The organism is Aminobacter sp. MSH1 (assembly GCF_003071665.1).
Taxonomy (GTDB): Bacteria; Pseudomonadota; Alphaproteobacteria; order Rhizobiales; family Rhizobiaceae; genus Aminobacter; species Aminobacter niigataensis.
This window is the reverse complement of the sequence record NZ_CP026265.1, coordinates 3,894,897-3,917,709: the sequence shown is the minus strand read 5'-3', so window position 1 is coordinate 3,917,709 and position 22,813 is coordinate 3,894,897. Positions and strand designations below refer to the sequence as shown.

Annotated in this window: 23 protein-coding genes; 15 read left to right on the top strand and 8 right to left on the bottom strand. The window is 64.2% G+C overall.

The window, feature by feature from the left end; all coding sequences use genetic code 11:
- Positions 1-76 precede the first annotated feature (76 nt).
- Both alaS and CO731_RS19380 read left to right on the top strand, forming a co-directional pair.
- Entirely contained in the window at positions 77-2,743 is a 2,667-nt protein-coding gene (alaS, locus tag CO731_RS19385) for an alanine--tRNA ligase (protein ID WP_108608413.1), read from the top strand.
- Positions 2,744-2,882: 139 nt separating this feature from the next.
- Positions 2,883-3,734, top strand: coding sequence for an AraC family transcriptional regulator (locus CO731_RS19380; protein WP_108608412.1), 852 nt, complete (start codon positions 2,883-2,885; stop codon positions 3,732-3,734).
- Positions 3,735-3,921: 187 nt separating this feature from the next.
- Here CO731_RS19380 and CO731_RS19375 read toward each other — a convergent pair whose 3' ends face one another.
- On the bottom strand, positions 3,922-5,133 hold the full coding sequence (locus CO731_RS19375; protein ID WP_108608411.1) for an NADP-dependent isocitrate dehydrogenase: 1,212 nt from the start codon (positions 5,131-5,133) through the stop codon (positions 3,922-3,924).
- Positions 5,134-5,461: 328 nt separating this feature from the next.
- On the opposite strand from CO731_RS19375, the gene CO731_RS19370 reads away from it, so the two are divergent.
- Genes CO731_RS19370 through CO731_RS19360 form a run of 3 tightly spaced genes read left to right on the top strand, consistent with a single transcriptional unit; the run spans position 5,462 to position 7,368 of the window.
- Complete coding sequence (locus CO731_RS19370) at positions 5,462-6,343, top strand: RNA methyltransferase (protein ID WP_108608410.1); 882 nt, start codon at positions 5,462-5,464, stop codon at positions 6,341-6,343.
- Positions 6,336-7,121 carry a glutamate racemase gene (gene murI, locus CO731_RS19365; protein ID WP_108608409.1) on the top strand — a complete coding sequence of 262 codons (786 nt, stop codon included), beginning with the start codon at positions 6,336-6,338 and terminating at the stop codon, positions 7,119-7,121. Before CO731_RS19370 ends, murI begins: the two co-directional genes overlap by 8 nt.
- A gap of 58 nt (positions 7,122-7,179) precedes the next feature.
- Positions 7,180-7,368 (top strand): DUF3008 family protein, encoded by a 189-nt coding sequence (locus CO731_RS19360; RefSeq protein ID WP_108608408.1) that lies wholly within the window; start codon positions 7,180-7,182, stop codon positions 7,366-7,368.
- A 20-nt stretch (positions 7,369-7,388) separates the two neighbouring features.
- Here the strand turns inward: CO731_RS19360 and CO731_RS19355 are convergent, their stop codons facing one another.
- On the bottom strand, positions 7,389-8,024 hold the full coding sequence (locus CO731_RS19355; RefSeq protein ID WP_108608407.1) for an NAD(P)-dependent oxidoreductase: 636 nt from the start codon (positions 8,022-8,024) through the stop codon (positions 7,389-7,391).
- 149 nt (positions 8,025-8,173) lie between these two features.
- On the opposite strand from CO731_RS19355, the gene CO731_RS19350 reads away from it, so the two are divergent.
- The 3 genes from CO731_RS19350 to rpsD all read left to right on the top strand — a co-directional run bounded on the left by CO731_RS19350 (position 8,174) and on the right by rpsD (position 10,200).
- Positions 8,174-8,584, top strand: coding sequence for a helix-turn-helix domain-containing protein (locus CO731_RS19350; RefSeq protein ID WP_108608406.1), 411 nt, complete (start codon positions 8,174-8,176; stop codon positions 8,582-8,584).
- Positions 8,585-8,659: 75 nt separating this feature from the next.
- Complete coding sequence (locus tag CO731_RS19345) at positions 8,660-9,367, top strand: 2OG-Fe(II) oxygenase (protein ID WP_108608405.1); 708 nt, start codon at positions 8,660-8,662, stop codon at positions 9,365-9,367.
- 215 nt (positions 9,368-9,582) lie between these two features.
- Complete coding sequence (gene rpsD, locus CO731_RS19340; RefSeq protein ID WP_055971213.1) at positions 9,583-10,200, top strand: 30S ribosomal protein S4; 618 nt, start codon at positions 9,583-9,585, stop codon at positions 10,198-10,200.
- A gap of 208 nt (positions 10,201-10,408) precedes the next feature.
- On the opposite strand, the gene purB is transcribed toward rpsD, so the two are convergent.
- From purB to CO731_RS19315, 5 genes are all read right to left on the bottom strand, one after another.
- Positions 10,409-11,716: an adenylosuccinate lyase gene (gene purB / locus CO731_RS19335; RefSeq protein WP_108608404.1), complete on the bottom strand. Its 1,308-nt coding sequence runs from the start codon at positions 11,714-11,716 to the stop codon at positions 10,409-10,411.
- Between the two features lie 60 nt (positions 11,717-11,776).
- Positions 11,777-12,307, bottom strand: coding sequence for a hypothetical protein (locus tag CO731_RS19330; RefSeq protein WP_199914641.1), 531 nt, complete (start codon positions 12,305-12,307; stop codon positions 11,777-11,779).
- Positions 12,308-12,321: 14 nt separating this feature from the next.
- A complete protein-coding gene (locus tag CO731_RS19325; protein ID WP_343207432.1) occupies positions 12,322-13,038 on the bottom strand; it encodes a DUF2259 domain-containing protein in 717 nt (238 codons plus the stop codon).
- Positions 13,039-13,119: 81 nt separating this feature from the next.
- Positions 13,120-14,130, bottom strand: coding sequence for a P1 family peptidase (locus tag CO731_RS19320; RefSeq protein ID WP_108609931.1), 1,011 nt, complete (start codon positions 14,128-14,130; stop codon positions 13,120-13,122).
- Complete coding sequence (locus CO731_RS19315; protein ID WP_108608402.1) at positions 14,130-15,203, bottom strand: branched-chain amino acid ABC transporter substrate-binding protein; 1,074 nt, start codon at positions 15,201-15,203, stop codon at positions 14,130-14,132. Before CO731_RS19315 ends, CO731_RS19320 begins: the two co-directional genes overlap by 1 nt.
- 153 nt (positions 15,204-15,356) lie before the next feature.
- Here CO731_RS19315 and CO731_RS19310 point away from each other — a divergent pair, with 153 nt between their 5' ends.
- The 7 genes from CO731_RS19310 to CO731_RS19280 all read left to right on the top strand — a co-directional run bounded on the left by CO731_RS19310 (position 15,357) and on the right by CO731_RS19280 (position 21,753).
- Positions 15,357-15,851, top strand: coding sequence for a flavin reductase family protein (locus CO731_RS19310; RefSeq protein ID WP_108608401.1), 495 nt, complete (start codon positions 15,357-15,359; stop codon positions 15,849-15,851).
- 20 nt (positions 15,852-15,871) lie between these two features.
- On the top strand, positions 15,872-16,801 hold the full coding sequence (locus CO731_RS19305) for a MoxR family ATPase (RefSeq protein WP_108608400.1): 930 nt from the start codon (positions 15,872-15,874) through the stop codon (positions 16,799-16,801).
- Between the two features lie 8 nt (positions 16,802-16,809).
- The gene (locus CO731_RS19300; protein ID WP_108608399.1) at positions 16,810-18,054 is read left to right on the top strand and encodes a VWA domain-containing protein; all 1,245 of its coding nucleotides are present in this window, start codon (positions 16,810-16,812) and stop codon (positions 18,052-18,054) included.
- An 18-nt stretch (positions 18,055-18,072) separates the two neighbouring features.
- Positions 18,073-18,408, top strand: coding sequence for an XdhC family protein (locus tag CO731_RS19295; protein ID WP_108608398.1), 336 nt, complete (start codon positions 18,073-18,075; stop codon positions 18,406-18,408).
- A 5-nt stretch (positions 18,409-18,413) separates the two neighbouring features.
- Positions 18,414-19,124, top strand: a complete 711-nt coding sequence (locus CO731_RS19290; protein ID WP_108608397.1) for an XdhC family protein — start codon at positions 18,414-18,416, stop codon at positions 19,122-19,124.
- Positions 19,121-20,731 carry a molybdopterin-binding/glycosyltransferase family 2 protein gene (locus CO731_RS19285; protein ID WP_108608396.1) on the top strand — a complete coding sequence of 537 codons (1,611 nt, stop codon included), beginning with the start codon at positions 19,121-19,123 and terminating at the stop codon, positions 20,729-20,731. Before CO731_RS19290 ends, CO731_RS19285 begins: the two co-directional genes overlap by 4 nt.
- Positions 20,732-20,826: 95 nt before the next feature.
- Positions 20,827-21,753: an alpha/beta hydrolase gene (locus tag CO731_RS19280; RefSeq protein ID WP_245439924.1), complete on the top strand. Its 927-nt coding sequence runs from the start codon at positions 20,827-20,829 to the stop codon at positions 21,751-21,753.
- A 3-nt stretch (positions 21,754-21,756) separates the two neighbouring features.
- Here CO731_RS19280 and CO731_RS19275 read toward each other — a convergent pair whose 3' ends face one another.
- Entirely contained in the window at positions 21,757-22,797 is a 1,041-nt protein-coding gene (locus tag CO731_RS19275; RefSeq protein WP_108608395.1) for a DUF1176 domain-containing protein, read from the bottom strand.
- Between the last annotated feature and the right edge of the window lie 16 nt (positions 22,798-22,813).

The following is a 22,813-nucleotide window of genomic DNA, read 5'->3' as shown; positions in this document are numbered from 1 at the left end:
CGCTAAAAGGCCAGTTCCAATTTCCGCCTGCAAGGGTGGGAAGCATCTGTCCAGGGCGGCGATCAAAGGCGGCAATATGAGTGGCGTGAACGAGATCCGGTCGACATTTCTCGACTACTTCAAGAAGAACGGGCACGAGGTGGTGGCCTCAAGTCCGCTCGTTCCGCGCAACGACCCGACCTTGATGTTCACCAATGCCGGTATGGTGCAGTTCAAGAACGTCTTCACGGGCCTCGAGACGCGTTCCTATTCGCGTGCCGCGACCGCCCAGAAGAGCGTACGCGCCGGCGGCAAGCACAACGATCTCGACAATGTCGGCTACACCGCCCGCCATCTCACCTTCTTCGAAATGCTCGGCAATTTCTCGTTTGGCGACTATTTCAAGGAGCGCGCCATCGAGCTCGCCTGGAATCTGATCACCAAGGAATACGGGCTGAACAAGGACAAGCTGCTCGTCACTGTCTATCACACCGACGACGAGGCGGCCGGCTACTGGAAGAAGATCGCCGGCTTCTCCGATGACCGCATCATCCGCATCGCCACGTCGGACAATTTCTGGGCCATGGGCGACACCGGTCCTTGCGGACCGTGCTCCGAGATATTCATCGATCGCGGCGATCACATCTGGGGCGGACCTCCCGGCAGCCCCGAGGAGGATGGCGACCGTTTCCTCGAATTCTGGAACCTCGTCTTCATGCAATACGAGCAGGTGACGAAGGAGGAGCGCATCGACCTGCCGCGGCCGTCCATCGACACCGGCATGGGCCTTGAGCGCATGGCCTCGATCCTGCAGGGTGTCGAGACGGTCTTTGAGACGGACCTGTTCCGCCATCTCATCGATGCGGCGTCGTCGGCGATCGGTCGCGGGCCGGATGCGAGCAATGTAGGCTCCTACCGCGTGATCGCGGATCATCTGCGCTCATCCTGCTTCCTCGTGGCCGACGGCGTGCTGCCGTCGAACGAAGGACGCGGCTATGTGCTCCGCCGCATCATGCGTCGCTCCATGCGCCATGCGCAATTGCTCGGCGCCAACGAACCGCTGATGTGGAAGCTGGTGCCGGCGCTGGTGCGCGAGATGGCCCAGGCCTATCCCGAGCTCGGACGCGGCGAAGCGCTCATCACCGAGACTCTGAAGCTCGAGGAAACCCGCTTCCGCAAGACGCTGGCGCGCGGCCTCGGCTTGCTGGCTGACGCCACCGAGACACTCGGCTCCGGTGACATGCTCGACGGCGAGACCGCATTCAAGCTCTACGACACCTACGGCTTCCCGCTCGACCTGACCCAGGACGCGTTGCGCCAACGCCACATTTCGGTCGACCTCGAAGCCTTCAACGCGGCCATGGCCCGCCAGAAGGCCGAGGCCCGTGCCAATTGGGCCGGTTCCGGCGAAGCCGCGACCGAGACGGTCTGGTTCGGCGTCAAGGACAGGAATGGCGCCACCGAGTTCCTCGGCTACGAGACAGAGCAGGCCGAAGGCGTGGTCCTGACGCTCATCAAGGACGGCGCCGAAGTCGCAAATGCCGCGGCAGGGGACACCGTCGCCATCATCGTCAACCAGACGCCCTTCTATGGCGAATCTGGCGGCCAGATGGGCGACACCGGCACGATGTCGGGCGAAGGTTTCGTCATTGAGGTGACCGACACGCAGAAGAAGGCGGACGGCCTCTTCGTCCATTACGGCAAGGTGACCAGCGGCAAGCTCAAGACAGGTGCTGTCGTCGAGCTGAAGGTTGACCATGCGCGCCGCACGCGCCTGCGCTCGAACCACTCGGCAACCCACCTCATCCACGAGGCCCTGCGCGAGGTGCTTGGCACCCATGTGGCGCAGAAGGGATCGCTGGTCGCGCCGGAGCGCCTGCGCTTCGACATCTCGCACAACAAGCCGATTTCGGCGGAAGAGCTCGAACAGGTCGAGCGCATGTCGAACGAGATCGTTGTCCAGAACAGCCCGGTTACGACCCGCCTGATGAGTGTCGACGACGCCATCGCCGAGGGCGCGATGGCGCTGTTCGGCGAGAAGTACGGCGACGAGGTTCGTGTGGTCTCGATGGGCACCGGCCTGCACGGTGCCAAGGCCAACCGGCCCTATTCGGTCGAGCTCTGCGGCGGCACGCATGTGTCCGCCACCGGCGACATAGGCCTCGTGCGCATCGTCTCCGACAGCGCGGTGGCTGCCGGCGTCCGCCGCATCGAAGCACTCACCGGCGAAGCCGCCCGCCGCCATCTCGACGAGCAGGATCGCCGTCTGAAGGCTGTTGCAGCATCGCTCAAGGTTGCGCCCGCCGACGTGCTGGCGCGGGTCGAAGCACTTGTCGAAGAACGCAAGAAGCTGGAGCGCGAACTTACCGAGGCGCGCAAGAAACTGGCGCTCGGCGGCTCCAATGGTGGCGGTGCCGCCGATGAAGGCGAGAGCGTCGCCGGCGTCAATTTCCTCGGCAAGGTGGTGTCGGGCGTGTCGCCGAAGGACCTCAAGCCGCTGGCCGATTCCGGCAAGGCCTCGCTCGGTTCGGGTGTGGTGGTGTTCGTCGGTGCGGGCGACGACGGCAAGGCAAGCGTCGTTGTCGCGGTCACCGACGACCTGACCAAGCGTTTCAGCGCGGTCGAGCTGGTGCGCGTCGCCTCCGCGGCCCTTGGCGGCCAGGGTGGCGGCGGCCGTGCCGACATGGCCCAGGCCGGCGGCCCCGACGCCACCAAGGCAGCCGATGCCGTCGCCGCGGTCAAGGCGGCGATGGCCGCTGCCTGACCGATCCCTGTCGAACACAGATATTAAAAAGGCCCGCTTCGGCGGGCTTTTTTGTTGCAGCCGCGCCGTCGCAAGTCAGCAGGATTTGTCAAATCCATCTATGGTTTTTTCCAGCCGATCGATTTGCATGAGGCTAGGCATGAACGGTGAGACGGCATGGGCGGTCTATGAAGCCCGCCTGAAAAGGGTATCGAACCATATCTACGCGCACCTCGACGAGGAGCTGGATATGGAGCGGCTTGCCGAGATCGCCTGCCTGTCGAGCTATCACTGGCATCGGATCTATCGCGCCATCTACGGCGAAACGCTTGCCGCCACGGTCAAGAGACTGCGGCTGCACCGTGCCGCCGGCGACATCGTCGGTAGCGATCTGCCTGTCGGTGAAATTGCAAAGCGGTCTGGCTATCCCAATGTCCAGTCGTTCAACCGCATCTTCAAGGCCGCCTACGGCATGCCGCCGGCGCGCTATCGGAAACAGGGAAGCCACACGCTCTTTGACCCGCAATCAAACGGAAAGGCTTCCCATATGTTCGATGTGGCAATTCGCAAGATCCCCGAGGTGCACCTGGTCGGTGTCGCTCACACCGACTCCTACATGCAGATCGGCAAGGCGTTCGAGGAACTGTTCGGCACGCTCCATGCCCGGGGCCGCGCCCGGCCCGAAATGCGCATGATCGGTGTCTATCTCGACGATCCCGATATCGTCGCGGCCGACAAGCTGCGTTCCTACGCCTGCGTCAGCGCCGATGCCACAACGTCTGCGGAGGCGCCGCTCGAACGCCGGACGGTCGACGGCGGCGACTATGCCGTGCTGCGCCACAAGTGTCCTTATGCCGAGATGCACAAGGCCTACCAGTGGCTCTATGCCGAGTGGTTGCCTAAATCGGGCCGTGAGTTGCGCGACACGGTGATGTTCGAGGAATACGTTAACAACCCGCGCGACGTGGCCCCGTCGGAGCTTCTGACCGATATCCACTTGCCTTTGGTCTGAGGCCGCTTCGACTTACCGCTTTGCTATAGGCTCGCCGGTTTCTTCGAAGCACGGGCGCGCCAGTCCAGTCTCCCTCATCCTTAGGTGCCCGCGCAGCGGGCCTCGAAGGACGCATTGGCATGGCGCGCTCTGAAAAGAAAAAAGCCCCGGAGCGATCCGGGGCTTTTCGTTTGGTCAGGCTTAGGGCTTAGCCCACGGCCTTCTGCAGGTTCTCGTCGATCTTGTCGAGGAAGCCGGTGGTCGACAGCCACGGCTGGTCCGGGCCGATCAGCAGCGACAGGTCCTTGGTCATGTAGCCGCTCTCGACGGTCTGGATGCAGACGCGCTCCAGCGTCTCGGCGAACTTCTTGAGCTCGGCGTTGTCGTCGAGCTTGGCGCGGTGCGCCAGGCCGCGGGTCCAGGCGAAGATCGAGGCGATCGAGTTGGTCGAGGTTTCCTCGCCCTTCTGGTGCTGGCGATAGTGGCGGGTCACGGTGCCGTGGGCGGCTTCCGCTTCCACCGTCTTGCCATCCGGCGTCATCAGCACCGAGGTCATCAGGCCGAGCGAGCCGAAGCCCTGCGCGACCGTATCGGACTGCACGTCGCCGTCATAGTTCTTGCAGGCCCAGACATAACCGCCCGACCATTTCAGGCTCGAAGCCACCATGTCGTCGATCAGGCGGTGTTCGTACCAGAGCTTGCGTGCCTTGAACTCGGCCTCGAATTCCTTCTCGTAGACGTCCTGGAATATGTCCTTGAAGCGGCCGTCATAGGCCTTGAGGATGGTGTTCTTGGTCGACAGATAGACCGGATAGTTGCGCAGCAGGCCGTAGTTGAGCGAGGCGCGGGCGAATTCGCGGATCGACTCGTCGAGATTGTACATGGCCATCGCCACGCCGGCGCCCGGCGCGTCGAACACGTCGTGCTCGATCACCTGGCCGTCGTCGCCGACGAATTTGATTGTGAGCTTGCCCTTGCCGGGGAACTTGAAATCGGTCGCCTTGTACTGGTCGCCGAAGGCGTGGCGGCCGACGATGATCGGCTTGGTCCAGCCCGGCACCAGGCGCGGCACGTTCTTCATGATGATCGGCTCGCGGAAGATGGTGCCGCCCAGGATGTTGCGGATCGTGCCGTTGGGCGACTTCCACATCTTCTTGAGCTTGAACTCTTCGACGCGCTGCTCGTCGGGGGTGATGGTGGCGCACTTCACGCCGACGCCGTGCTTGTTGATGGCGTTGGCGGCGTCGATCGTCACCTGGTCGTTGGTGGCGTCGCGGTGCTCGATGCCGAGGTCGTAATATTCCAGGTCGAGATCGAGATAGGGGTGGATCAGCTTGTCCTTGATGAACTGCCAGATGATGCGGGTCATCTCGTCGCCGTCGAGTTCGACGACGGGCTTTGCCACCTTGATCTTCGCCATTTGGAAAATGCCTCTTCTTGCCTGGAACCAGCCGGTCCCGGAGGGTTCACGATTGGGAGTGCGGCCCCTATACCAAAGCGAATCGGACGGCGCAAATGATTGCGATTGCGACCTTCGGCCTGTTTGCTGACATTGTATGAACTACCCCGCATGCGACTTCAGCGGTCGCAGATGTCAGGCTCATTTCTTCTTGCCGGCAGGTGTCTTCGGCGGCGGCTTCCTGCTCCGTGAGGACGTCCGCCATGGCTGTCACTTACCGGAACTTCATTTTCGCGCGCAAATATGTCAGGGACGCGCAAAAGGCGCAATTCTCGGTTCAATCGCAGCAATGTCAGTCAGCCCAAGCTCCACACAGTCCGCCGCACCCGTCATCGTCCTTGTCGAGCCTCAGCTCGGCGAGAACATCGGCATGGTGGCGCGCGCCATGGCCAATTTCGGCCTCGCCGAATTGCGCCTAGTCAATCCGCGCGACGGCTGGCCGAGCGAGAAGGCGAGGGCCGCGGCCAGCAACGCCGATCACGTCATCGACGGCGTGGTGGTCTACCCCGATCTCGCATCCGCCGTTGCCGATCTCAATTTCGTCTTTGCCACCACCGCGCGCGCGCGTGACGGCTTCAAGGAAGTGCGCGGTCCGGTCGAAGCCGGGCGGACGCTGCGGGGGCACGCCGTTTCGGGGCTTCGCACCGGCATCCTGTTCGGGCGCGAGCGCTTCGGTCTCTACAACGAGGAAGTGAGCCTTGCCGACGAGATCGTCACCTTTCCGGTCGATCCAAGGTTCGCCTCGCTCAACATCGCCCAGGCTGTGCTGTTGATGTCCTATGAGTGGATGAAGTCCGGCCTGGAAGACGAGACCCAGACCAATTTCACCGGCCCCGAAATGGCGCCGGCGACCAAGGATCAGTTGCACGGGCTGCTCAATCATCTGGAAGCAGCGCTCGACGCGCGCGGCTATTTCCGCCCCGCCGCCAAGAAACCCAAGATGGTCGACAATCTGCGTTCGGTGCTGACGCGGCCCGGCTTCTTCGCCCCCGAGCTCAAGGTTCTGCGTGGCGTCGTCGCCTCGCTCGACTATTTCTCGCCCAAGGAGCCGCGTGGCGCCGGCTACCCCGACCGCAAGGCGAAGGTCGATCACGCCGCCCATTCAGGCAGCGTGAGTACCGATGAGGACGACATGCCGCCGCTAGGCGGCCGGGGGCTCGACAATGACTGACCGTCCGATCCTGATGTTCGATTCGGGCATCGGGGGGCTGACCGTGCTGCGCGAGGCACGCGTACTGATGCCCGAGCGACGCTTCGTCTATGTCGCCGACGATGCCGCTTTTCCCTATGGCGCCTGGGAAGAGCCGGCGCTCAAGGCGCGCATCCTCGACCTGTTCGGCGGCCTGCTGGAGCGTTTCGATCCCGAGATCTCGGTCATTCCGTGCAACACCGCATCGACGCTGGTCATCGATGCCCTGCGCGATGCATTCCCTGGCCATCCCTTCGTCGGCACCGTGCCGGCGATCAAGCCGGCAGCCGAACGCACGCGCTCCGGCCTGGTGTCGGTGCTGGCCACGCCAGGCACGGTCAAGCGGCAATACACCCGCGACCTGATCACCCAGTGGGCGACGAAATGCCATGTCCGGCTGGTCGGCAGCGACAGGCTGGCGCAGATGGCCGAAACCTACATGCGCGACGGCTTCGTCGACGAGCAGGCGGTGAAGGACGAGATCGCGCCTTGCTTCATCGAGCAGGATGGCCACCGCACCGATATCGTCGTTCTCGCCTGCACGCATTATCCGTTCCTGGTCAATCGCATGCGCAAGACGGCGCCCTGGCCGGTCGACTGGATCGATCCGGCCGAGGCCATTGCGCGCCGGGCGCTGTCGCTGCTCAATGGCTCGCGTGGTAAGCGCGACATGGCCGGGCCCGATCTTGCTGTTTTCACTTCGCAACGGTCGGATTTTGCCACGCGCCGGCTGATGCAGGGCTTCGGGCTGACGGTCTGATTGGAACATCGCCGGGCAGCAGGCGTTTCCCAAACCCGCAACGGTTAGGAGAAACGATATGCCCGCCACATCAAGAGCCCAGCAGAAGGCCGCCGGCGCGGCCCTTGCCGCCAAGCGCGGCGAGATCAAGAAGAGCGAACTTTTCGGCGCATCGAAGGAAATGTACGAATCGATGACCGAGAAGGAACTCGAAGAGTTTGCCGAGACCAAACATACGGGCCTGCCGGAGCACAAGACAAAGCATTGAGCCCCGGACAGGCGGCTCGATCAGTACCCGGCGGTGAACCGCTTGCCGGTATGCTTGGGCGACACGGCTTCGTCGACGATGGCAACAGCCAAGTCTTCCACCGAGATGCGGCTTTCGCCATTGGCGTCGAACACCGGCTGGTCGCCGCCGACACGGAACTTGCCGGTGCGCTCGCCCGGTGCGAGGTGAATCGCGGGCGATACGAACGACCAGTCGAGCCCGCTTTCGTTGCGCAGCGCCGAGAGCACGTCGCGCGCGGCCAGGGCACCATCCCTGTAGGCTGCCGGGAAGTCGGGGCCGTCGACGAGTTGCTTGCCGTCGATCTCGAGGCTGCCGGCGCCGCCGACGATGATCACGCGTTTGCCCGCCGCCTTGGCGGCGGCCGCGATCGCCTTCGAGCCGGCGAGGTGCTTGGCGTAGATGTCGGGGTCGCCCCAGCCGCCATTGAAGGCGGAGATGACGATGTCGCTGTCCGAGATCGCGGCCTTCAGTGCGCCGGCGTCGTTCACGTCGGCCTTGACCGCGTTGACGCCGTCGTGAGTAGCCACCTTTTCGGGGGAGCGCACGATGGCCGAAACCTCGTGGCCGCGTGAGGTTGCCTCCTTGAGCACTGCGCCGCCGACGAAGCCGGATGCGCCGATGAGAGCGATTTTCATGACTGTTCTCCTTGTTCGGCCTGTTTTGCCAATTCGGGCGAAAGCAGGTATGATCTGTAATCAGGTTACCAACGATAACCATATAGCTTGGCCGGCCGGACGCGAAAAGAACGCATGATTTCGTGCCCAGGTTACCTCGGGAGAACCGCATGAACGCGCCAGCGAAGGCAGCAGCAGTGGCGCCGCTGCTGCATACGACCCCCGGTTTCGAGACCGACGGCCGCGACACCTGTCCCATCCGCGAGGTGCTCGACCGTGTCGGCGACACGTGGAGCATCCTGGTCGTCATCACCCTTCAGGAGCAGCCGGTGCGCTTCAACGCGCTGAAGCGCTCCATCGAAGGCGTTTCCCAGCGCATGCTGACGGTCACCTTGCGTTCGCTCGAGCGCGATGGGCTGGTCACGCGCACCGTGCGGCCGACCACGCCGCCGGAGGTCGAGTACGGGCTGACGGAACTCGGCCAGTCGATTGCCGTGCCGATCGCGGCCCTGGGCGACTGGGCTGCGGCCAATCGCGACCGCATGCGCTGTTCACGCGACAGTTTCGACGCCCAGGCGTGACAAGCGCAGGAATCGGAATGCGGCACTCTTCATGACAGCCTAGATTCGGCGCTGAACCCGACTAGGAGCGCCGTGATGAATGTCCAGGATGCAGTTTCGAGAGTGAACTGGGAGGCCGTTCTCGGCGATCTCGACGAGTTCGGCGTGGCACCGGTGGGCCAATTGCTCGACAGCCAGACCTGTCTCGAGTTGCGAAATCTCTACGATCAAGACGCCCATTTCCGCAGCCGGATCGTCATGCAGCGCCACGGCTTCGGGTCGGGTGAATACAAATACTTTGCCAACCCGCTTCCCCAAGTCATTGCCGGCCTTCGCCACGGCTTCTATGAACGCCTTGCTCCTTTCGCCAATGGCTGGAACGAGCGCATGGGGCTCGACCGGTGTTACCCGCCAGAATTAGACTCCTTCCTGGCCGAGTGCCACGGAGACGGGCAGACGAAGCCGACGCCGCTGCTCCTGAAATACGGCGCGGGCGACTACAATTGCCTGCATCAGGATGTCTACGGCGCGCATCTCTTTCCAGTGCAACTGGTGATTCTGCTCAGCGAACCGAAAACGGAGTTTGAGGGTGGCGAATTCGTCATGACCGAGCAGCGTCCGCGCATGCAATCGCGGGCCGAGGTCGTTTCGCTCGGCATCGGCCATGGCGCGCTGTTCGCTGTAAACGACCGGCCGAAGGCTGGCTCGCGCGGCGATTACCGGGTAAAGATGCGCCACGGCGTCAGCCGCATCCGTTCCGGCGAGCGCTTCACCCTTGGCATCATCTTCCATGACGCCAAATGAGCCGGCTTTGCGTTGACATTCCCCGATGTTTCCCCTAGTTAGCCGCCAACGCCGGGCCGAAACGCCCGGTGTTTCATTTGACGTGTCCCGTGGGTCTTTTCCGCAAAGCGTGCGTGGAAGATCCTGTCAGGCTCCGAAAACGGGGGCCAGAGGAGGGCGCGTTTCCTTCGCTCGAAACACGAGGTTTCGGGTGTATCGTTTTGAAAGGGAATGCGATGAGCAAGCGCGAATCCGCGAAATACAAAATCGATCGCCGTCTTGGCGAGAACATCTGGGGCCGTCCGAAGTCTCCGGTCAACAAGCGTGAATACGGCCCCGGCCAGCACGGCCAGCGTCGCAAGGGCAAGCTCTCGGACTTCGGTCTGCAGCTGCGCGCCAAGCAGAAGCTGAAGGGTCACTACGGCGACATCTCGGAAAAGCAGTTCCGCAAGACCTACGAAGAGGCCAACCGCCGCAGGGGCGATACGCCGGAGAACCTGATCGGTCTGCTCGAGTCGCGTCTCGACGCGGTCGTCTACCGCGCCAAGTTCGTGCCGACCATTTTCGCTGCCCGTCAGTTCGTCAACCACGGCCACGTCAACGTCAACGGCAAGCGTACCAACATCTCGTCGTACCGCTGCAAGGCCGGCGACGTCATCGAGGTCCGCGAGAAGTCGAAGCAGCTGGTGATCGTGCTTGAGGCTGTTGCCCTCGCCGAGCGCGATGTGCCGGACTACATCGAAGTCGACCACAACAAGATGGTTGCGACCTTTGCTCGCGTTCCTGGCCTGTCGGACGTTCCGTTCGCCGTCCAGATGGAACCGAACCTCGTCGTCGAATTCTATTCGCGCTAATCCCTTCGGATCGGCGCCGGCCGGCAACGGCTGTCAAAGCATCGCAAAGACCCCGTCGATTTTCGGCGGGGTTTTTTGTTGTTTGGCATTGGTCACGATGGCGCGAGTGATTTCGCGACATCGCCCATGAAAAAACCCCGGCTTGCGCCGGGGCTTCTGCAGTCCGAAGGCCCGCGGTAGCGGGCCTTTCTGTTTCAGGCCTTGAGGCTCAGCTTGCGCCGAACACGCGGGCGAAGATCGTGTCGACATGCTTGGTGTGATAGCCGAGGTCGAACTTCTCGCGGATCTCGCTCTCGGGCAGGGCTGCCGTCACTTCCTTGTCGGCGAGCAGTTCCTCGAGGAAGTCCTTGCCTTCTTCCCACACCTTCATGGCGTTGCGCTGGACCAAACGGTAAGCGTCCTCGCGGGAAACACCTGCCTGGGTCAGTGCCAGCAGCACGCGTTGCGAATGAACCAGCCCACGGAACTTGTTCATGTTCTTCAGCATGTTGTCGGGATAGACGACGAGCTTGTCGATCACGGTGGTCAGGCGCGCCAGTGCGAAGTCGAGGGTGACGGTCGCATCCGGGCCGATCATGCGCTCGACCGACGAGTGGGAGATATCGCGCTCATGCCACAGCGCCACGTTTTCCATCGCAGGCGCCGCATAGGAGCGGACCATGCGGGCGAGGCCGGTCAGGTTCTCGGTCAGCACCGGGTTGCGCTTGTGCGGCATCGCCGACGAGCCCTTCTGGCCCGGCGAGAAGTATTCTTCCGCCTCGAGCACCTCGGTGCGCTGCAGGTGGCGGATTTCGGTGGCCACGCGCTCGATCGACGAGGCGATGACGCCGAGGGTGGCGAAGAACATGGCGTGGCGGTCGCGGGGGATGACCTGCGTCGACACCGGCTCGGGCTTGAGGCCGAGCTTGGCCGCGACATGCTCCTCGACGCGCGGGTCGATGTTGGCGAAGGTGCCGACTGCACCCGAGATCGCGCAGGTGGCGATGTCCTCGCGGGCATGCACCAGGCGTTCGCGGCAGCGGGTGAACTCGGCAAATGCCAGTGCCAGCTTGACGCCGAAGGTTGTGGGCTCGGCATGGATGCCGTGGCTACGGCCGATGGTGACGGTGTCCTTGTGCTCGAAGGCACGGCGCTTGAGGGCGGCCAGCAGCGCGTCGAGATCGGCGAGCAGGATGTCGGTCGCCCGCACCAGCTGCACGCTGAGGCAGGTGTCGAGCACGTCGGAAGAGGTCATGCCCTGGTGGATGAAGCGCGAATCCGGGCCGACGAATTCGGCGAGGTGCGTCAGGAACGCGATGACGTCATGCTTGGTGACGCGCTCGATCTCGTCGATGCGCTCGACGTCGAACTTCGCAGCACCGCCCTTTTCCCAGATCGTCTTTGCCGCTTCCTTGGGGATCACGCCGATTTCGGCCAGCGCGTCGCAGGCATGGGCCTCGATCTCGAACCAGATGCGGAACCGGGTTTCGGGAGACCAGATGTCGACCATCTCGGGCCGGGAGTAGCGAGGGATCATGGTGGGGCTTGTCCAGCTGAGGTTTCGTCGCCGCTCCCCTAACAGAGGTGAGCCCAATGCTCAACGCGAACGGTAGGCAAACCACGCTGCAGCGGCGAAAAGGGCGGCAAATCCACCCGGAAAATAGAGCCTGATGCCCAATACCGCAAATTGGTAGAGCGCCACCAGCCCGGTGAAGACGAACTGGAACGCCCAGGTCACGGTGAAGGGCTCGGCATGCCACTCGGCATAATAGCTGCGATACTGCAGCGCATAGAACAGGGCGGTCAGGCCGATCGTCGTCACCGCCAGCGCAACGAAAGCCGCGGCGAAGGCCGTCTCGGCGCGGCGGCCATGCGAAAGCAATCTTGCCAGCATCCAGCCTAGGGGGAAGGCGGCAGCCCCGCCGAGCGCGAAAAGTACGACCACGGCACGGACCCGAAGGGGTGTCTCCCAATGGTCGAGAAGCAGCGAGTAAAACGCCGAGGCACCCATCGCAAAGCCCCACAGCGCAGAACCGGCGAGCGCAAGGCGCAGCGAGGGCAGGGCCTGGCGCAGTTTCCTGCCGGCACGTATGGCGCGCGATCCCTCGATCTGGGCGCCGGTTTCCATGGTGGTGGTGTCGCTCACATCCGTCCCGTAACCGTGATCCAGCGGTGGTCAGGGCCCTCGAACCCATGACGGATGACGGTGATCAGCACCGCATAGGTCATCGCGCCGCCTTCACCGAAGAAGGTCTGCACGCCGCCGATGCGATAGCCGGTCGGGCAGCCCCGGCTCAGCGGCACGTCCTTGTCTTCTTGCATGACTGTCGTCTTGCCGCCGTCGCCGACCTGCACCAGCTTGAAGCCCTTGACCGGACCGATGCCGGGGCAGCGTTCGATCTCGCCGAGCGAAATCTCTTCAAGGCGGAATTCGAGTGGCGCGTCGATCGGCGGGAATACCGGTCGTGGATTGACCACCATGCGCAGCGGATCGGCACTGGTCTCGGTCACGGCGTTGAAGCCGGCGAGACGGCCACGGTTGGCGCCCAGCACGTCTTCGGCGATGACTTTGTCGCCACGCTTGCGCGCCTCGTCGCGTGCCACCTGCAGGCCGACGCTCTCGTCTTCCATCTGCACCCGCACCGGCGTGTTGGGCAGGAACTTGTCGGTGGTCGTGTCGATGTAGAAGCGGTGGGCATAGGCAAAGCCCGAGCCGTCCTGGATGCCGTATTCCTCGAAGGCGAACACCTTGCCATCGGCGCTGAAGCCAAGCACGTTGAGCTCGGCAGCGTCGCCGGCGTGCGCGGCCTGTGACGCGGCCAGCAACGACATGCCTGCGAGGCAAAGAAGCGTCATCATTTTCATCGCCGAGCCCCTCTTTCCGATTGAATCAATTTTTCAGGCGAAAGCGCTAAGATACCGTCAATAAAGGACTTTAGGTCAGCCAGTGCGTGCCGACCACACAGGCATTATGTCGCCGGACGCGGCGGACGCGGCATGCACGCCGCGCGCGATCGCCCGCGCCATGGTCGAGGCTGCTGCGGCGAAGAAGTCGACGACGTCGGCCTGCCCGACCTCGATCCCGCTCGCGCCCGTCGCCAGCGCAAACACCAGATCGCCGTCGAACGGTGTGTGCACCGGCCAGATGGCGCGGGTGAAGCCGTCATGCGCCGCAATCGCCAGCCGCTTGGCGGCGGCCTTGGTCAGCACCGCGTCGGTGGCGATCACAGCGATGGTGGTGTTGGCCACGGCACTGTTTTCGTCCTCGTATTTCTTGAACACGCGGGCGGCGTCCGCCGGCATCGGCGAGGGGTAGCCCAGACCGCCGAACTCGCCGTCCAGTTCGAAAGGTGCGGCCCAGAAGTGCCTGGAGCGTCCGACCGTCACTGAGCCGGTGGCGTTCACGGCAACCAGCGCGCCGACCGTCACGCCGTTGGGCAGCACGGTCGAGGCAGAACCCAGCCCGCCCTTCAGCCCCGCTGTCAGCGCGCCGGTGCCGGCGCCCGTGGTGCCGAGCGCGAATTCGCGGCCGGCGGACTGCGCGGCGTCATAGCCGAGCTCGCGATAGGGCGGGTAGCGGCCCCAGTCCTTGTCGCCGCCGTTCAGCATGTCGAACAGGATCGCCGCCGGCACGATCGGGATGATCTGGTCGCGTATGGCAAAGCCGATGCCTTTTTCGCGCAAAGCCGCCTGCACGCCTGACGCGGCGTCGAGGCCGAAGGCGGAGCCGCCGGCAAGCGTTATCGCATTGACGGTCTCGACAGTGTTGTGCGCCTCGAGAAGGTCGGTCTCGCGTGTTCCCGGCGCCCCGCCCAGTACCTGCACGGCCGCCGTCGCCGGCGCGTCGCACAAAACCACGGTCACGCCCGACTTCGCCTTTTCATCGTCGGCATTGCCGACCAGCAGGCCGGCGACGTCGGTGATCAGGTTGAGCGGTCCGGCTTTCAGCATCATTCGGTCTCTGCAGGCACGTAGCTTGTACCGTCGAAGCGGAACAGGCGGAACGGGTTGTCGGCTAGGTCGCCCTTGGCGTCGAACCGGATTTTTCCGATGGCCGTATCGAAGTCGGTGCCGGCCAGAACGTCCGCGACAGGCTTTCCGGACGACGTCGCAAGATCTGCAGCCGCACGCGCAATTTCCACCGCGGCATAGGCGGGCAGGGCGTAGCCGTCCGTCACTGCCTTTGCAGTCTCGAACGTCGCCAGCACTTCGGGGCTCGCCATGTCGGACCATTCCGGAGCCGCGATCATCAGCGTGCCTTCGGCCGGACGGACTGTCCGATCCGCCACGCGCAGGGTATCGCCGCCGGCAAACACGATTTCGGCGCCCAGCGATGCCGCATCGCGGCCCATCACGGCGACATCTTCACCGTCGCCGCCGACGAACACATGCGTCGCACCCGCCTTGCGCAGCCGGCCGATCAGCGCGACCTGGTTGTCGAGCTGCGGCCTGAAGGTGTCCAGGAACACCGGTTTCAGCCCTGCCTGTTCCGCGCTCGCCCGAAAGCTCTCTGCCAGTTCGCGGCCATAGATGGTGCCGTCGTCGACGATGGCGAACAGTTCGTCGGTCCACAGCCGCGTCAGAAGCGAAGCCGCCGCCTCGCGCTCGCCGTCGCCGCGCGGTCCAAGCCTGAACACCTTCCAGCCGGTCTTGTCACGCCGGTCGGTCAGGCTGTCGGTGCGCACGCCGACGATGATGACAGGTATCTGCGCATCCTTGAGCACCGGCAGTGCTGCCTCTATCGCTTCGGTGCACAGAAACCCCGTGACCACAGTCACCTTGGCGTCGACAAAGCGCTTTGCCGCCTTGGCCCCGCCTTCTGCCGTGCACTGGTCGTCGGCGATCTCGAGCGATACCCCGTCATGGGCGGCCGCGAGCGACGCGCCGGTTTTGATCTGCTCGCCGAGAATGCCCGACGGGCCGGAAAGCGGTGTCGCCACGCCGATCTTCAGCGGCTCAGCCTGGGCAGCCTGCGTCACCAAAGATGCGGCCAGGGCAGCGGCGATGGCAGTTGCGGATCGCATTCGGTCCAACAAAATCCTCTGCGCGCGCAAGTTTACGCGATGTCTTTGACCTACTGCCTGGCCCGTATAAGCGCAATGTGCTTGTGCCCACTTGCTTGTGAGCCCAATGATGCGGGCATATATAGCCCTCAGGGATCATCGCAGGAAAACGCCTTGCTGAAGAAGTTTGAAGTCGGGCCGCAGGCCTATCGCGACGCCATGAGCCACTTTGCCGGCGCCGTTCATCTGGTGACCACCGATGGTGTGGCCGGCAAGCGTGGCGCAACCGTCATCGCCGCCTGCTCGGTTTCGGACGCTCCGCCGATGGTGCTGGTCTGCGTCAATCGCGAAAACCCCAAGAACGATGCTTTCATCGAGAACGGCAATTTTGCCCTCAACACGCTTGCCGCGAAGCACGAGCCGCTCGCCGTCGCCTTTTCCGGCGTCACCGGCCTGCCGCCGGAACAGCGATTCGCGCTTGGCGAATGGGAGGTCCTGGCCTCCGGCGCACCGGCATTGATCGGCGCGGTCGCGGTGTTCGACTGCGAACTGGTCGACACCAAGGAACTGGCCACCCATCGCGTCATGTTTGGCAAGGTGACAGGCCTGCGCATCGGCGATAACCTCCGCCCACTCGTCTATCACGGCCGCAGCTACCACGTGCTGTAGGCCGTCTCCCCGGAAGCGCCATGACCGACCGTATGCCTCGTCCCATCCCGCAAACGATCGACGAGACGCTCGAGCTGTTGACCGGCGCCGACTACGTCGCCGACCGGGCCTTGGCGACGGTGCTGTTCCTGGCGCTGCGCATGAATCGGCCGCTCTTTCTCGAGGGCGAGGCGGGTGTCGGCAAGACCGAGATCGCCAAGGTGCTGGCGAGCGCGCTCGGCCGCCGGCTGATCCGGCTGCAATGCTATGAAGGGCTCGACGTCTCGTCCGCCGTCTACGAGTGGAACTATGCGGCGCAGATGATCGAGATCCGCATGGAGGAGGCTGTCGGCAAGGTCGATCGCTCCGACATGGAGAAGAACGTCTTTTCCGAGAAATATCTGATCCGCCGGCCGGTGCTCGATGCGCTGACCGGCAAGGCCGGTGCTGCCCCGGTGTTCCTCATCGACGAGCTCGACCGTACCGACGAGGCTTTCGAAGCCTTCCTGCTCGAAATCCTCTCCGACTACCAGGTGACGGTGCCCGAACTTGGCACGATCAAGGCGGAAGAGCCGCCGATCGTCATCATCACCACGAACCGCACCCGCGAGATCCACGATGCTCTCAAGCGCCGCTGCCTCTACCATTGGGTCGATTATCCCAATGCCGAGCGCGAGCTCGAGATCGTCCGCCGCAAGGTGCCCCAGGCCAACCAGCGGCTTTCCCACGAGGTCGTGCGTTTCATCCAGCGGCTGCGCGAGATCGAGCTGTTCAAGGTGCCCGGCGTCGCCGAAACCATCGACTGGGCAAGTGCGTTGACCGAACTCGACAAGGTCGCGCTCGATCCCGAGACGATTTCGGACACGATCGGCGTGCTCTTGAAGTACCAGGACGACATTGCCCGGATCGAGCAGGGCGAAGGCCGCCGTATCCTCAACGAGGTGAAGGCGGAGCTGGCGGCGGCGGAGTAGGTGCAGTGATGGACGTGTCCGTGATCGACACCGCCAAGCCCGACGGCCGTATCGCCGACAACATTGTCTATTTCGCCCGTGCCCTGCGCAAGGCCGGCATGCGGGTCGGCCCCGCCTCGGTCAAGGACGCCATCGAGGCGGTGCTCGCCGCAGGCATCGGCTCGCGCGACGACTTCTACTGGACGCTGCATGCCGTGCTGGTCACCCGCCACGAGGATCACCCGACCTTCGACGAGGCTTTCCGGCTGTTCTGGAAATCGCGTGAGCTGATCGAGAAGATGCTGGCGATGTTTTCGCCCGTCGCGCCCGACAATCGCGAGAAGCAGAAGCCGCGTGCCGCCGAAAACCGCGTCAGCCAGGCGATGTTCGAAGGCCACCAGAAAAACCAGCCGCCGCGCGAAATTCCCGAGATCGAGGTCGATGCCCGTTTCACCGTGTCGGGCAACGAGATGCTGCGCGCGAAGGATTTCGCCCAGATGACGGCGCGCGAGGTGTCAGAGGCGCGGCGCGAGATCGCAGCACTTCGGCTGCCTTTCGACACCGTGCGCACCCGCCGCTTCAAGCCCGACCCGCATGGTGCCAAGGTCGATCCGCGCGCCATGATGCGCGCGGCGGCCCGAACCGGCGGCCAGTTGATCCTGCCCAAATTCCGTTCCGTCCGCGAAGTGCATCCGCCCTTGGTGGTGCTTGCCGACATTTCCGGTTCGATGAGCCAGTACACGCGCATCTTCCTGCATTTCCTGCATGCGCTGACGGAGAAGCGGCGGCGGGTTCACACCTTCGTCTTCGGCACGAGGCTCACCAACCTGACCCGCCAGATGCGCCACCGCGACCCCGATGCTGCGCTCGCCGACTGTTCCGCTGCGGTCAAGGACTGGTCGGGCGGCACCCGCATCGGCGACACGCTCGGCGAGTTCAACCGGCTGTGGTCGCGTCGCGTGCTCGGGCAGGGCGCGGTCGTCCTGCTCATCACCGACGGGCTCGAGCGCGACGATGTTGCGGGCCTCTCCGAAGAGATGGAGCGGCTGAAAAAATCCTGCCGCCGGCTGATCTGGCTCAATCCGCTGCTGCGTTTCGATGGTTTCGAGGCGCGCGCTCGCGGCGTTCGTGCCATGCTGCCTTATGTCGACGAGTTCCGTCCGGTGCATAATCTGAACGCACTGGGCGATCTCTGCGCGTCGCTCGGCGCGCCCGCATCGCGCCAAAGCGACCCCAGATTGTGGATCATCGACGGCCAGCGCCGGGCGGCGTAAGGTCGTGAAGGAGGTTCCATGCCAAGCAAGTTTCTCGATGAGGCCCGCGATCCTCTGATCATCGCCGAAGGCTGGATGAAGGACGGCAAGGACGTCGCCATTGCCACCGTGGTCGAGACCTGGGGTTCGGCGCCGCGTCCCGTTGGCAGCCATCTCGTCATCGACGCCGAAGGCACCTTTCACGGCTCGGTCTCAGGCGGCTGTGTCGAGGGTGCCGTGATTTCCGAAGCGCTCGACGTGATCGGCAGCGGCCAGCCGAAGATGCTCGAATTCGGCGTTGCCGACGAGACGGCATGGCAGGTCGGCCTGTCCTGTGGCGGCCGTATCCGGGTCTATGTCGAGCGGCTGGGCTGAGAGCGATGGATCCGTTTGCACTGAAGACGTTGAATGCCGAGCGCCGCGCGCGACGTGCGGCCATCCTGGTCACCGACATGGGCGACGGCCGCGACCGTGTCGTCAAGGAGGGCGATGTCGTCGCGGGCGATCTCGGCGAGGCGATCTCCAGGGCCTTCCGCACCGGCCTTTCCGGCACGGCCGAGGCCGAGGGTCGCCAATTCTTCCTCAACGTGCATCTGCCGCAGCCGCGGCTGGTGGTCGTCGGCGCCGTGCACATCAGCCAGGCGCTGGCGCCGATGGCCAAGATTGCTGGTTTTCCGTTGGAGATCATCGATCCGCGCACGGCCTTTGCCAGCGACGATCGCTTTCCCGACGTCACCCTCCATGCCGAATGGCCCGAGGACGTCTTGAAACATTGCCCGCTCGACCGCTATGCCGCGCTGGCGGCGGTGACGCATGATCCCAAGATCGACGATTTCGCGCTCAAGGCAGCCCTTGATGCCGAGTGCTTCTATGTTGGCGCCCTGGGCAGCCGCAAGACCCACGCCAAGCGCGTCGAGCGCCTTCTCGGCATGGGGGCGACACCTACCCAGATCGAAAGCATCAATGCGCCGATCGGTATCGATATCGGTGCGGCCAACCCGGCCGAGATTGCTGTCGCGGTCCTGGCGCAGGTCGTCGCCGCATTCCGTTCGCGCGGGCTTGGCGCCAAGGCAAAAAGCGAGGCGGCGTGAAATTCGGCTCCATCTCAGTCGAACAGGCAGAGGGCGCGGTCCTGGCCCATTCAACCAGTGCCGGGGACCGTCGCTACCGCAAGGCTCATGTGCTCGGTGCCGAAGACATCGCCATCCTGGCGGCTGCGGGCCTGACCGAGATCGTCGTCGCGGTGCTGGAGCCCGGCGACCTCGGCGAGGACGCTGCAGCCGAGACTATCGCGGCAAGCATGCGGCATCGTCATGTCGAGGTGAAGCCGGCGGCGACGGGCCGGGTCAATCTGCATGCGCGGGAAGCCGGTGTTTTCACGGTGGACGCTGGCCTCGTCGACGCCATCAACGCCATCGATCCGTCGATCACCGTTGCCACGCTCGCCCGGCACGCCACCGTCGAAAAGGGCCAGATGGTCGCGACGGTGAAGATCATTCCCTTCGCTGTCGCCGGTTATCTCGTGCGGCAGGCAACCGCGCTTTGCGAGCGAAGCGAGATCTTCGCCGTCAATCCGTTCGTGCCGAAGCGTGTCGGCGTCATCCAGACGGTGCTGCCGAGCGTCAAGGCAAGCGTGCTCGACAAGACCGCGCGCCTGACCGAACAGCGGCTGGCACGTTCGGGCAGCCGGCTGACCGCCGAGCGCCGTACCCCCCACGAAGCCTCGGCCGTGGCCGAGGCGGCGAGGGCGCTGGCCCGTGAGCACGACATGGTCGTGATCTTCGGCGCTTCGGCGCTGAGCGATTTCGATGATGTCATCCCGGCTGCGATCCGGGCAGCCGGCGGCACAGTTGTCCGTTCCGGCATGCCGGTCGATCCCGGCAATCTTCTGGTGCTGGGTCATATCGGAGCAACGGCGGTCATCGGCGCGCCCGGCTGCGCCCGCAGCCCCAAGGAAAACGGCTTCGACTGGGTGCTTGACCGGCTGATTTCAGGACTTGAGGTGACTGCGGCCGACATCGGCGGCATGGGCGTCGGAGGTTTGCTGATGGAAATCCCGACGCGTCCGCAGCCGCGCGATCTGTCTGCCATTCCGCCGGTGCGGAGAGTCCATGCGGTGCTGCTCGCTGCCGGCCGCTCCAATCGCATGGGCGGACCCAACAAGCTGCTGGCGCTGTTCCAGGGCAAGCCGCTGGTGCGCCGCACGGCCGAGCGGGTGCTCGCATCGAAGGCCGAAAGCACTGTCGTGGTGACCGGCCATCAGGCGGCTCGTATCCGTGAGGCACTTACAGGCCTCGACATTCCGGTTGCGCACAATGCCGATTTCGTTTCCGGTCTCGCCAGTTCGCTCAAGGCGGGCGTCGCGGCACTTCCCGAGGATGCCGCCGGCGCGCTGATCGTGCTTGGCGACATGCCCGAGGTGCTGCCAGCCGACCTCGACCGGCTGATCGAGGCTTTCGAACGCGCCGAGGGCCGCGCCGTGGTTCGCGCCACCCACGACGGCAAGCGCGGCAACCCGGTCATCCTGCCCCGGTCTTTGTTCCCTGCGGTCGCCCACCTCGAAGGCGACACCGGCGCCCGGCATCTGGTCGAGGCCGAGGGTGTCGATGTGATCGACGTCGAGATCGGCGCAGGGGCGGCTGTCGATGTCGACACGCCCGAGGCGCTCGAAGGAGCGGGCGGGGTGCTGCAGGATTGAGCGTGTTGACAAAGGGCCTGTTGGCCAGCCAACCCTTGGTGATGGTTCTCAACGCTTTCAAATCGAAGTCGCATTCCTTCGCGCCCCCCTCTGTCCTGCCGGACAGTCCGGCAGGACAGAGGGGGGCAACGTGTAGCGCTTGGCTGCAAGTCAGCATACGCCACTTCGTTCTGCCGCTTGTTCTCGCCGCATCAGTTGCCTCTCCCGCCCATGCCCAAACCCTCGCGCCCTACAAGGACGACCTCTTTGCTTATCCGGCGATCCTGTCCTCCGAGGGCGACACCTACCGCGTCGTCGATTACCAGGAGATGCGCGACATCAACGAGCGCGACCAGGTGCCTGAGCGCAGGGTCCAGGGCAAGTATGTCTCGACCGGCGTGCGCAAGGTGCAGCAGGACCTGGTGTTGAGGACCGACGCCGGCGAAATCAGGCATGTCGCAGTGGGCAAGACCGAGGGCGCGTCGGTCATCGTGCTCTACCTCCACGGCCAGGGCGGCAGCCGCAAGCAGGGCGTCGACGACTTCACCTTCGGCGGCAACTTCAACCGTATCAAGAACCTGATGGTCGCCAATGGCGGGCTCTATCTGTCACCTGACTTTTCCGACTTCGGCGACAAGGGTGTTTCAGAGGTAGCTGCCCTGATCGAGCACTACGCAGCCCAATCCCCTGGCGCAAAGGTCGTTGTCGCCTGCGGCTCGATGGGTGGGGCGCTGTGCTGGGGACTGGCCCGTGACGCCGGGGCGGCCAAGCAGTTGAGCGGGCTGATGCTGCTTGGCTCGCTGTGGGAGGACGGTTTTCTCAAGTCTCCGGCTTTTGCGGCCAAGGTGCCGGTGTTTTTCGCCCAGGGCAGCAAGGACCCGGTCTTCCCGGTGGAAAAGCAGGAGGCGTTCTTCCGCTCGATCCTTGCCAAGAAGCCGGGTTACCCCGTGCGTTTCGTGCGTTTCGAGACCGGCACCCACGGTACGCCGATCCGCATGACCGACTGGCGCGAGACGCTCAACTGGATGCTGGCAGCAAGATAGCGGTCACGGCCCGGTGTTGTAGTCGAGCACTGTCTCCGGGTTGATCTCGCCGTCATAGGATGCATCAACGTCGTATTTCACCAGCGAGAACGCGCCGTCGCGGAAGATCCAGATGCCGTCCGACGAGGCGTCGCCGACGCCGCGCCATTTGGCGTGCGAGGCGATCGTCCTGGTGTTCACGTCGTAGAACGAATTGACCAGCTCGCCTTCCGAGCGGTAGCCGATGGTGCTGACGCTCTCGACCTTGCCCTCGCTGTCGTCGTTCTCGTAGCGGATATCGAGTTCGGGCGTGGCGAAGTGTTGCTGCCTCAGCCCGGCAAGCTCGCTCCAGAAATAGTAGACGTGGGTCTCGTTGTAGGCGCCCATCGTGCAGTAGAAGCGGAACAGCCTGGCCTCGCTCGGCTTGGCGTCCGCCGCGTCTGTCTTGTTGTGATAGGAAATCGTGTAGCTCAGCGCGGCATCGTCGCGTTCCGAGCGGGTGTCGCACGAGCCTTGGTAGTCACTGGCAAACAGCTTCTTTGCTTGGTCGAGCACGGCATCGGTTTCGGTGGGCGGGGCGTCGCCGCATTGCTTGGGCAGCGCGCCGGCCAATTCGCCTTCGGCGGGCTTGAGTGCGCCCTTGTCGAGTTGGATTGGAGTGAACGGCGGCTCCTGGATCGAGCCATTGACCTGGCGGGCGGTATAGCAGCCGGCGAAAACCTTCTCGGTGCCGTCCTTGTCGACGGCGCGGATCGCGACCGGGATGTTGTAGAAGATGCTGCCGGCAGCGCCTTCCGAGCTGACCGCGCCGGTTTCGACGTCGACGCGCTCGGTCGCCTCGTAGCCCTTGGCGAAGGTTTCGAAATCCTTGGCCGGCTTGGCCTCGCCGAAATAGTCCCAGGCGCGGGCATATTCCTTGCGGCTCACCGCATTGTAGAGCGAGCGGACGACGGCGGCCGCGTCGGAACGATCATCGATATAGGGAACTTCGGCCGCGAACGCCTGGACGGGCAATAGCGCTGAAAGGGCCAGCGTGGCGGCCGCGGGCGTCGAAAAAATCTTCATCGCGAATCTCCTGCCT

Bases quoted from the DNA above. Each gene is read 5' to 3' on its own strand.
- alaS (WP_108608413.1), top strand. From the start codon at position 77: ATGAGTGGCGTGAACGAGATCCGGTCGACATTTCTCGACTACTTCAAG.
- CO731_RS19380 (WP_108608412.1), top strand. From the start codon at position 2,883: ATGAACGGTGAGACGGCATGGGCGGTCTATGAAGCCCGCCTGAAAAGG.
- CO731_RS19375 (WP_108608411.1), bottom strand. From the start codon at position 5,133: ATGGCGAAGATCAAGGTGGCAAAGCCCGTCGTCGAACTCGACGGCGAC.
- CO731_RS19370 (WP_108608410.1), top strand. From the start codon at position 5,462: ATGTCAGTCAGCCCAAGCTCCACACAGTCCGCCGCACCCGTCATCGTC.
- murI (WP_108608409.1), top strand. From the start codon at position 6,336: ATGACTGACCGTCCGATCCTGATGTTCGATTCGGGCATCGGGGGGCTG.
- CO731_RS19360 (WP_108608408.1), top strand. From the start codon at position 7,180: ATGCCCGCCACATCAAGAGCCCAGCAGAAGGCCGCCGGCGCGGCCCTT.
- CO731_RS19355 (WP_108608407.1), bottom strand. From the start codon at position 8,024: ATGAAAATCGCTCTCATCGGCGCATCCGGCTTCGTCGGCGGCGCAGTG.
- CO731_RS19350 (WP_108608406.1), top strand. From the start codon at position 8,174: ATGAACGCGCCAGCGAAGGCAGCAGCAGTGGCGCCGCTGCTGCATACG.
- CO731_RS19345 (WP_108608405.1), top strand. From the start codon at position 8,660: ATGAATGTCCAGGATGCAGTTTCGAGAGTGAACTGGGAGGCCGTTCTC.
- rpsD (WP_055971213.1), top strand. From the start codon at position 9,583: ATGAGCAAGCGCGAATCCGCGAAATACAAAATCGATCGCCGTCTTGGC.
- purB (WP_108608404.1), bottom strand. From the start codon at position 11,716: ATGATCCCTCGCTACTCCCGGCCCGAGATGGTCGACATCTGGTCTCCC.
- CO731_RS19330 (WP_199914641.1), bottom strand. From the start codon at position 12,307: ATGGAAACCGGCGCCCAGATCGAGGGATCGCGCGCCATACGTGCCGGC.
- CO731_RS19325 (WP_343207432.1), bottom strand. From the start codon at position 13,038: ATGATGACGCTTCTTTGCCTCGCAGGCATGTCGTTGCTGGCCGCGTCA.
- CO731_RS19320 (WP_108609931.1), bottom strand. From the start codon at position 14,130: ATGCTGAAAGCCGGACCGCTCAACCTGATCACCGACGTCGCCGGCCTG.
- CO731_RS19315 (WP_108608402.1), bottom strand. From the start codon at position 15,203: ATGCGATCCGCAACTGCCATCGCCGCTGCCCTGGCCGCATCTTTGGTG.
- CO731_RS19305 (WP_108608400.1), top strand. From the start codon at position 15,872: ATGACCGACCGTATGCCTCGTCCCATCCCGCAAACGATCGACGAGACG.
- CO731_RS19300 (WP_108608399.1), top strand. From the start codon at position 16,810: ATGGACGTGTCCGTGATCGACACCGCCAAGCCCGACGGCCGTATCGCC.
- CO731_RS19295 (WP_108608398.1), top strand. From the start codon at position 18,073: ATGCCAAGCAAGTTTCTCGATGAGGCCCGCGATCCTCTGATCATCGCC.
- CO731_RS19290 (WP_108608397.1), top strand. From the start codon at position 18,414: ATGGATCCGTTTGCACTGAAGACGTTGAATGCCGAGCGCCGCGCGCGA.
- CO731_RS19275 (WP_108608395.1), bottom strand. From the start codon at position 22,797: ATGAAGATTTTTTCGACGCCCGCGGCCGCCACGCTGGCCCTTTCAGCG.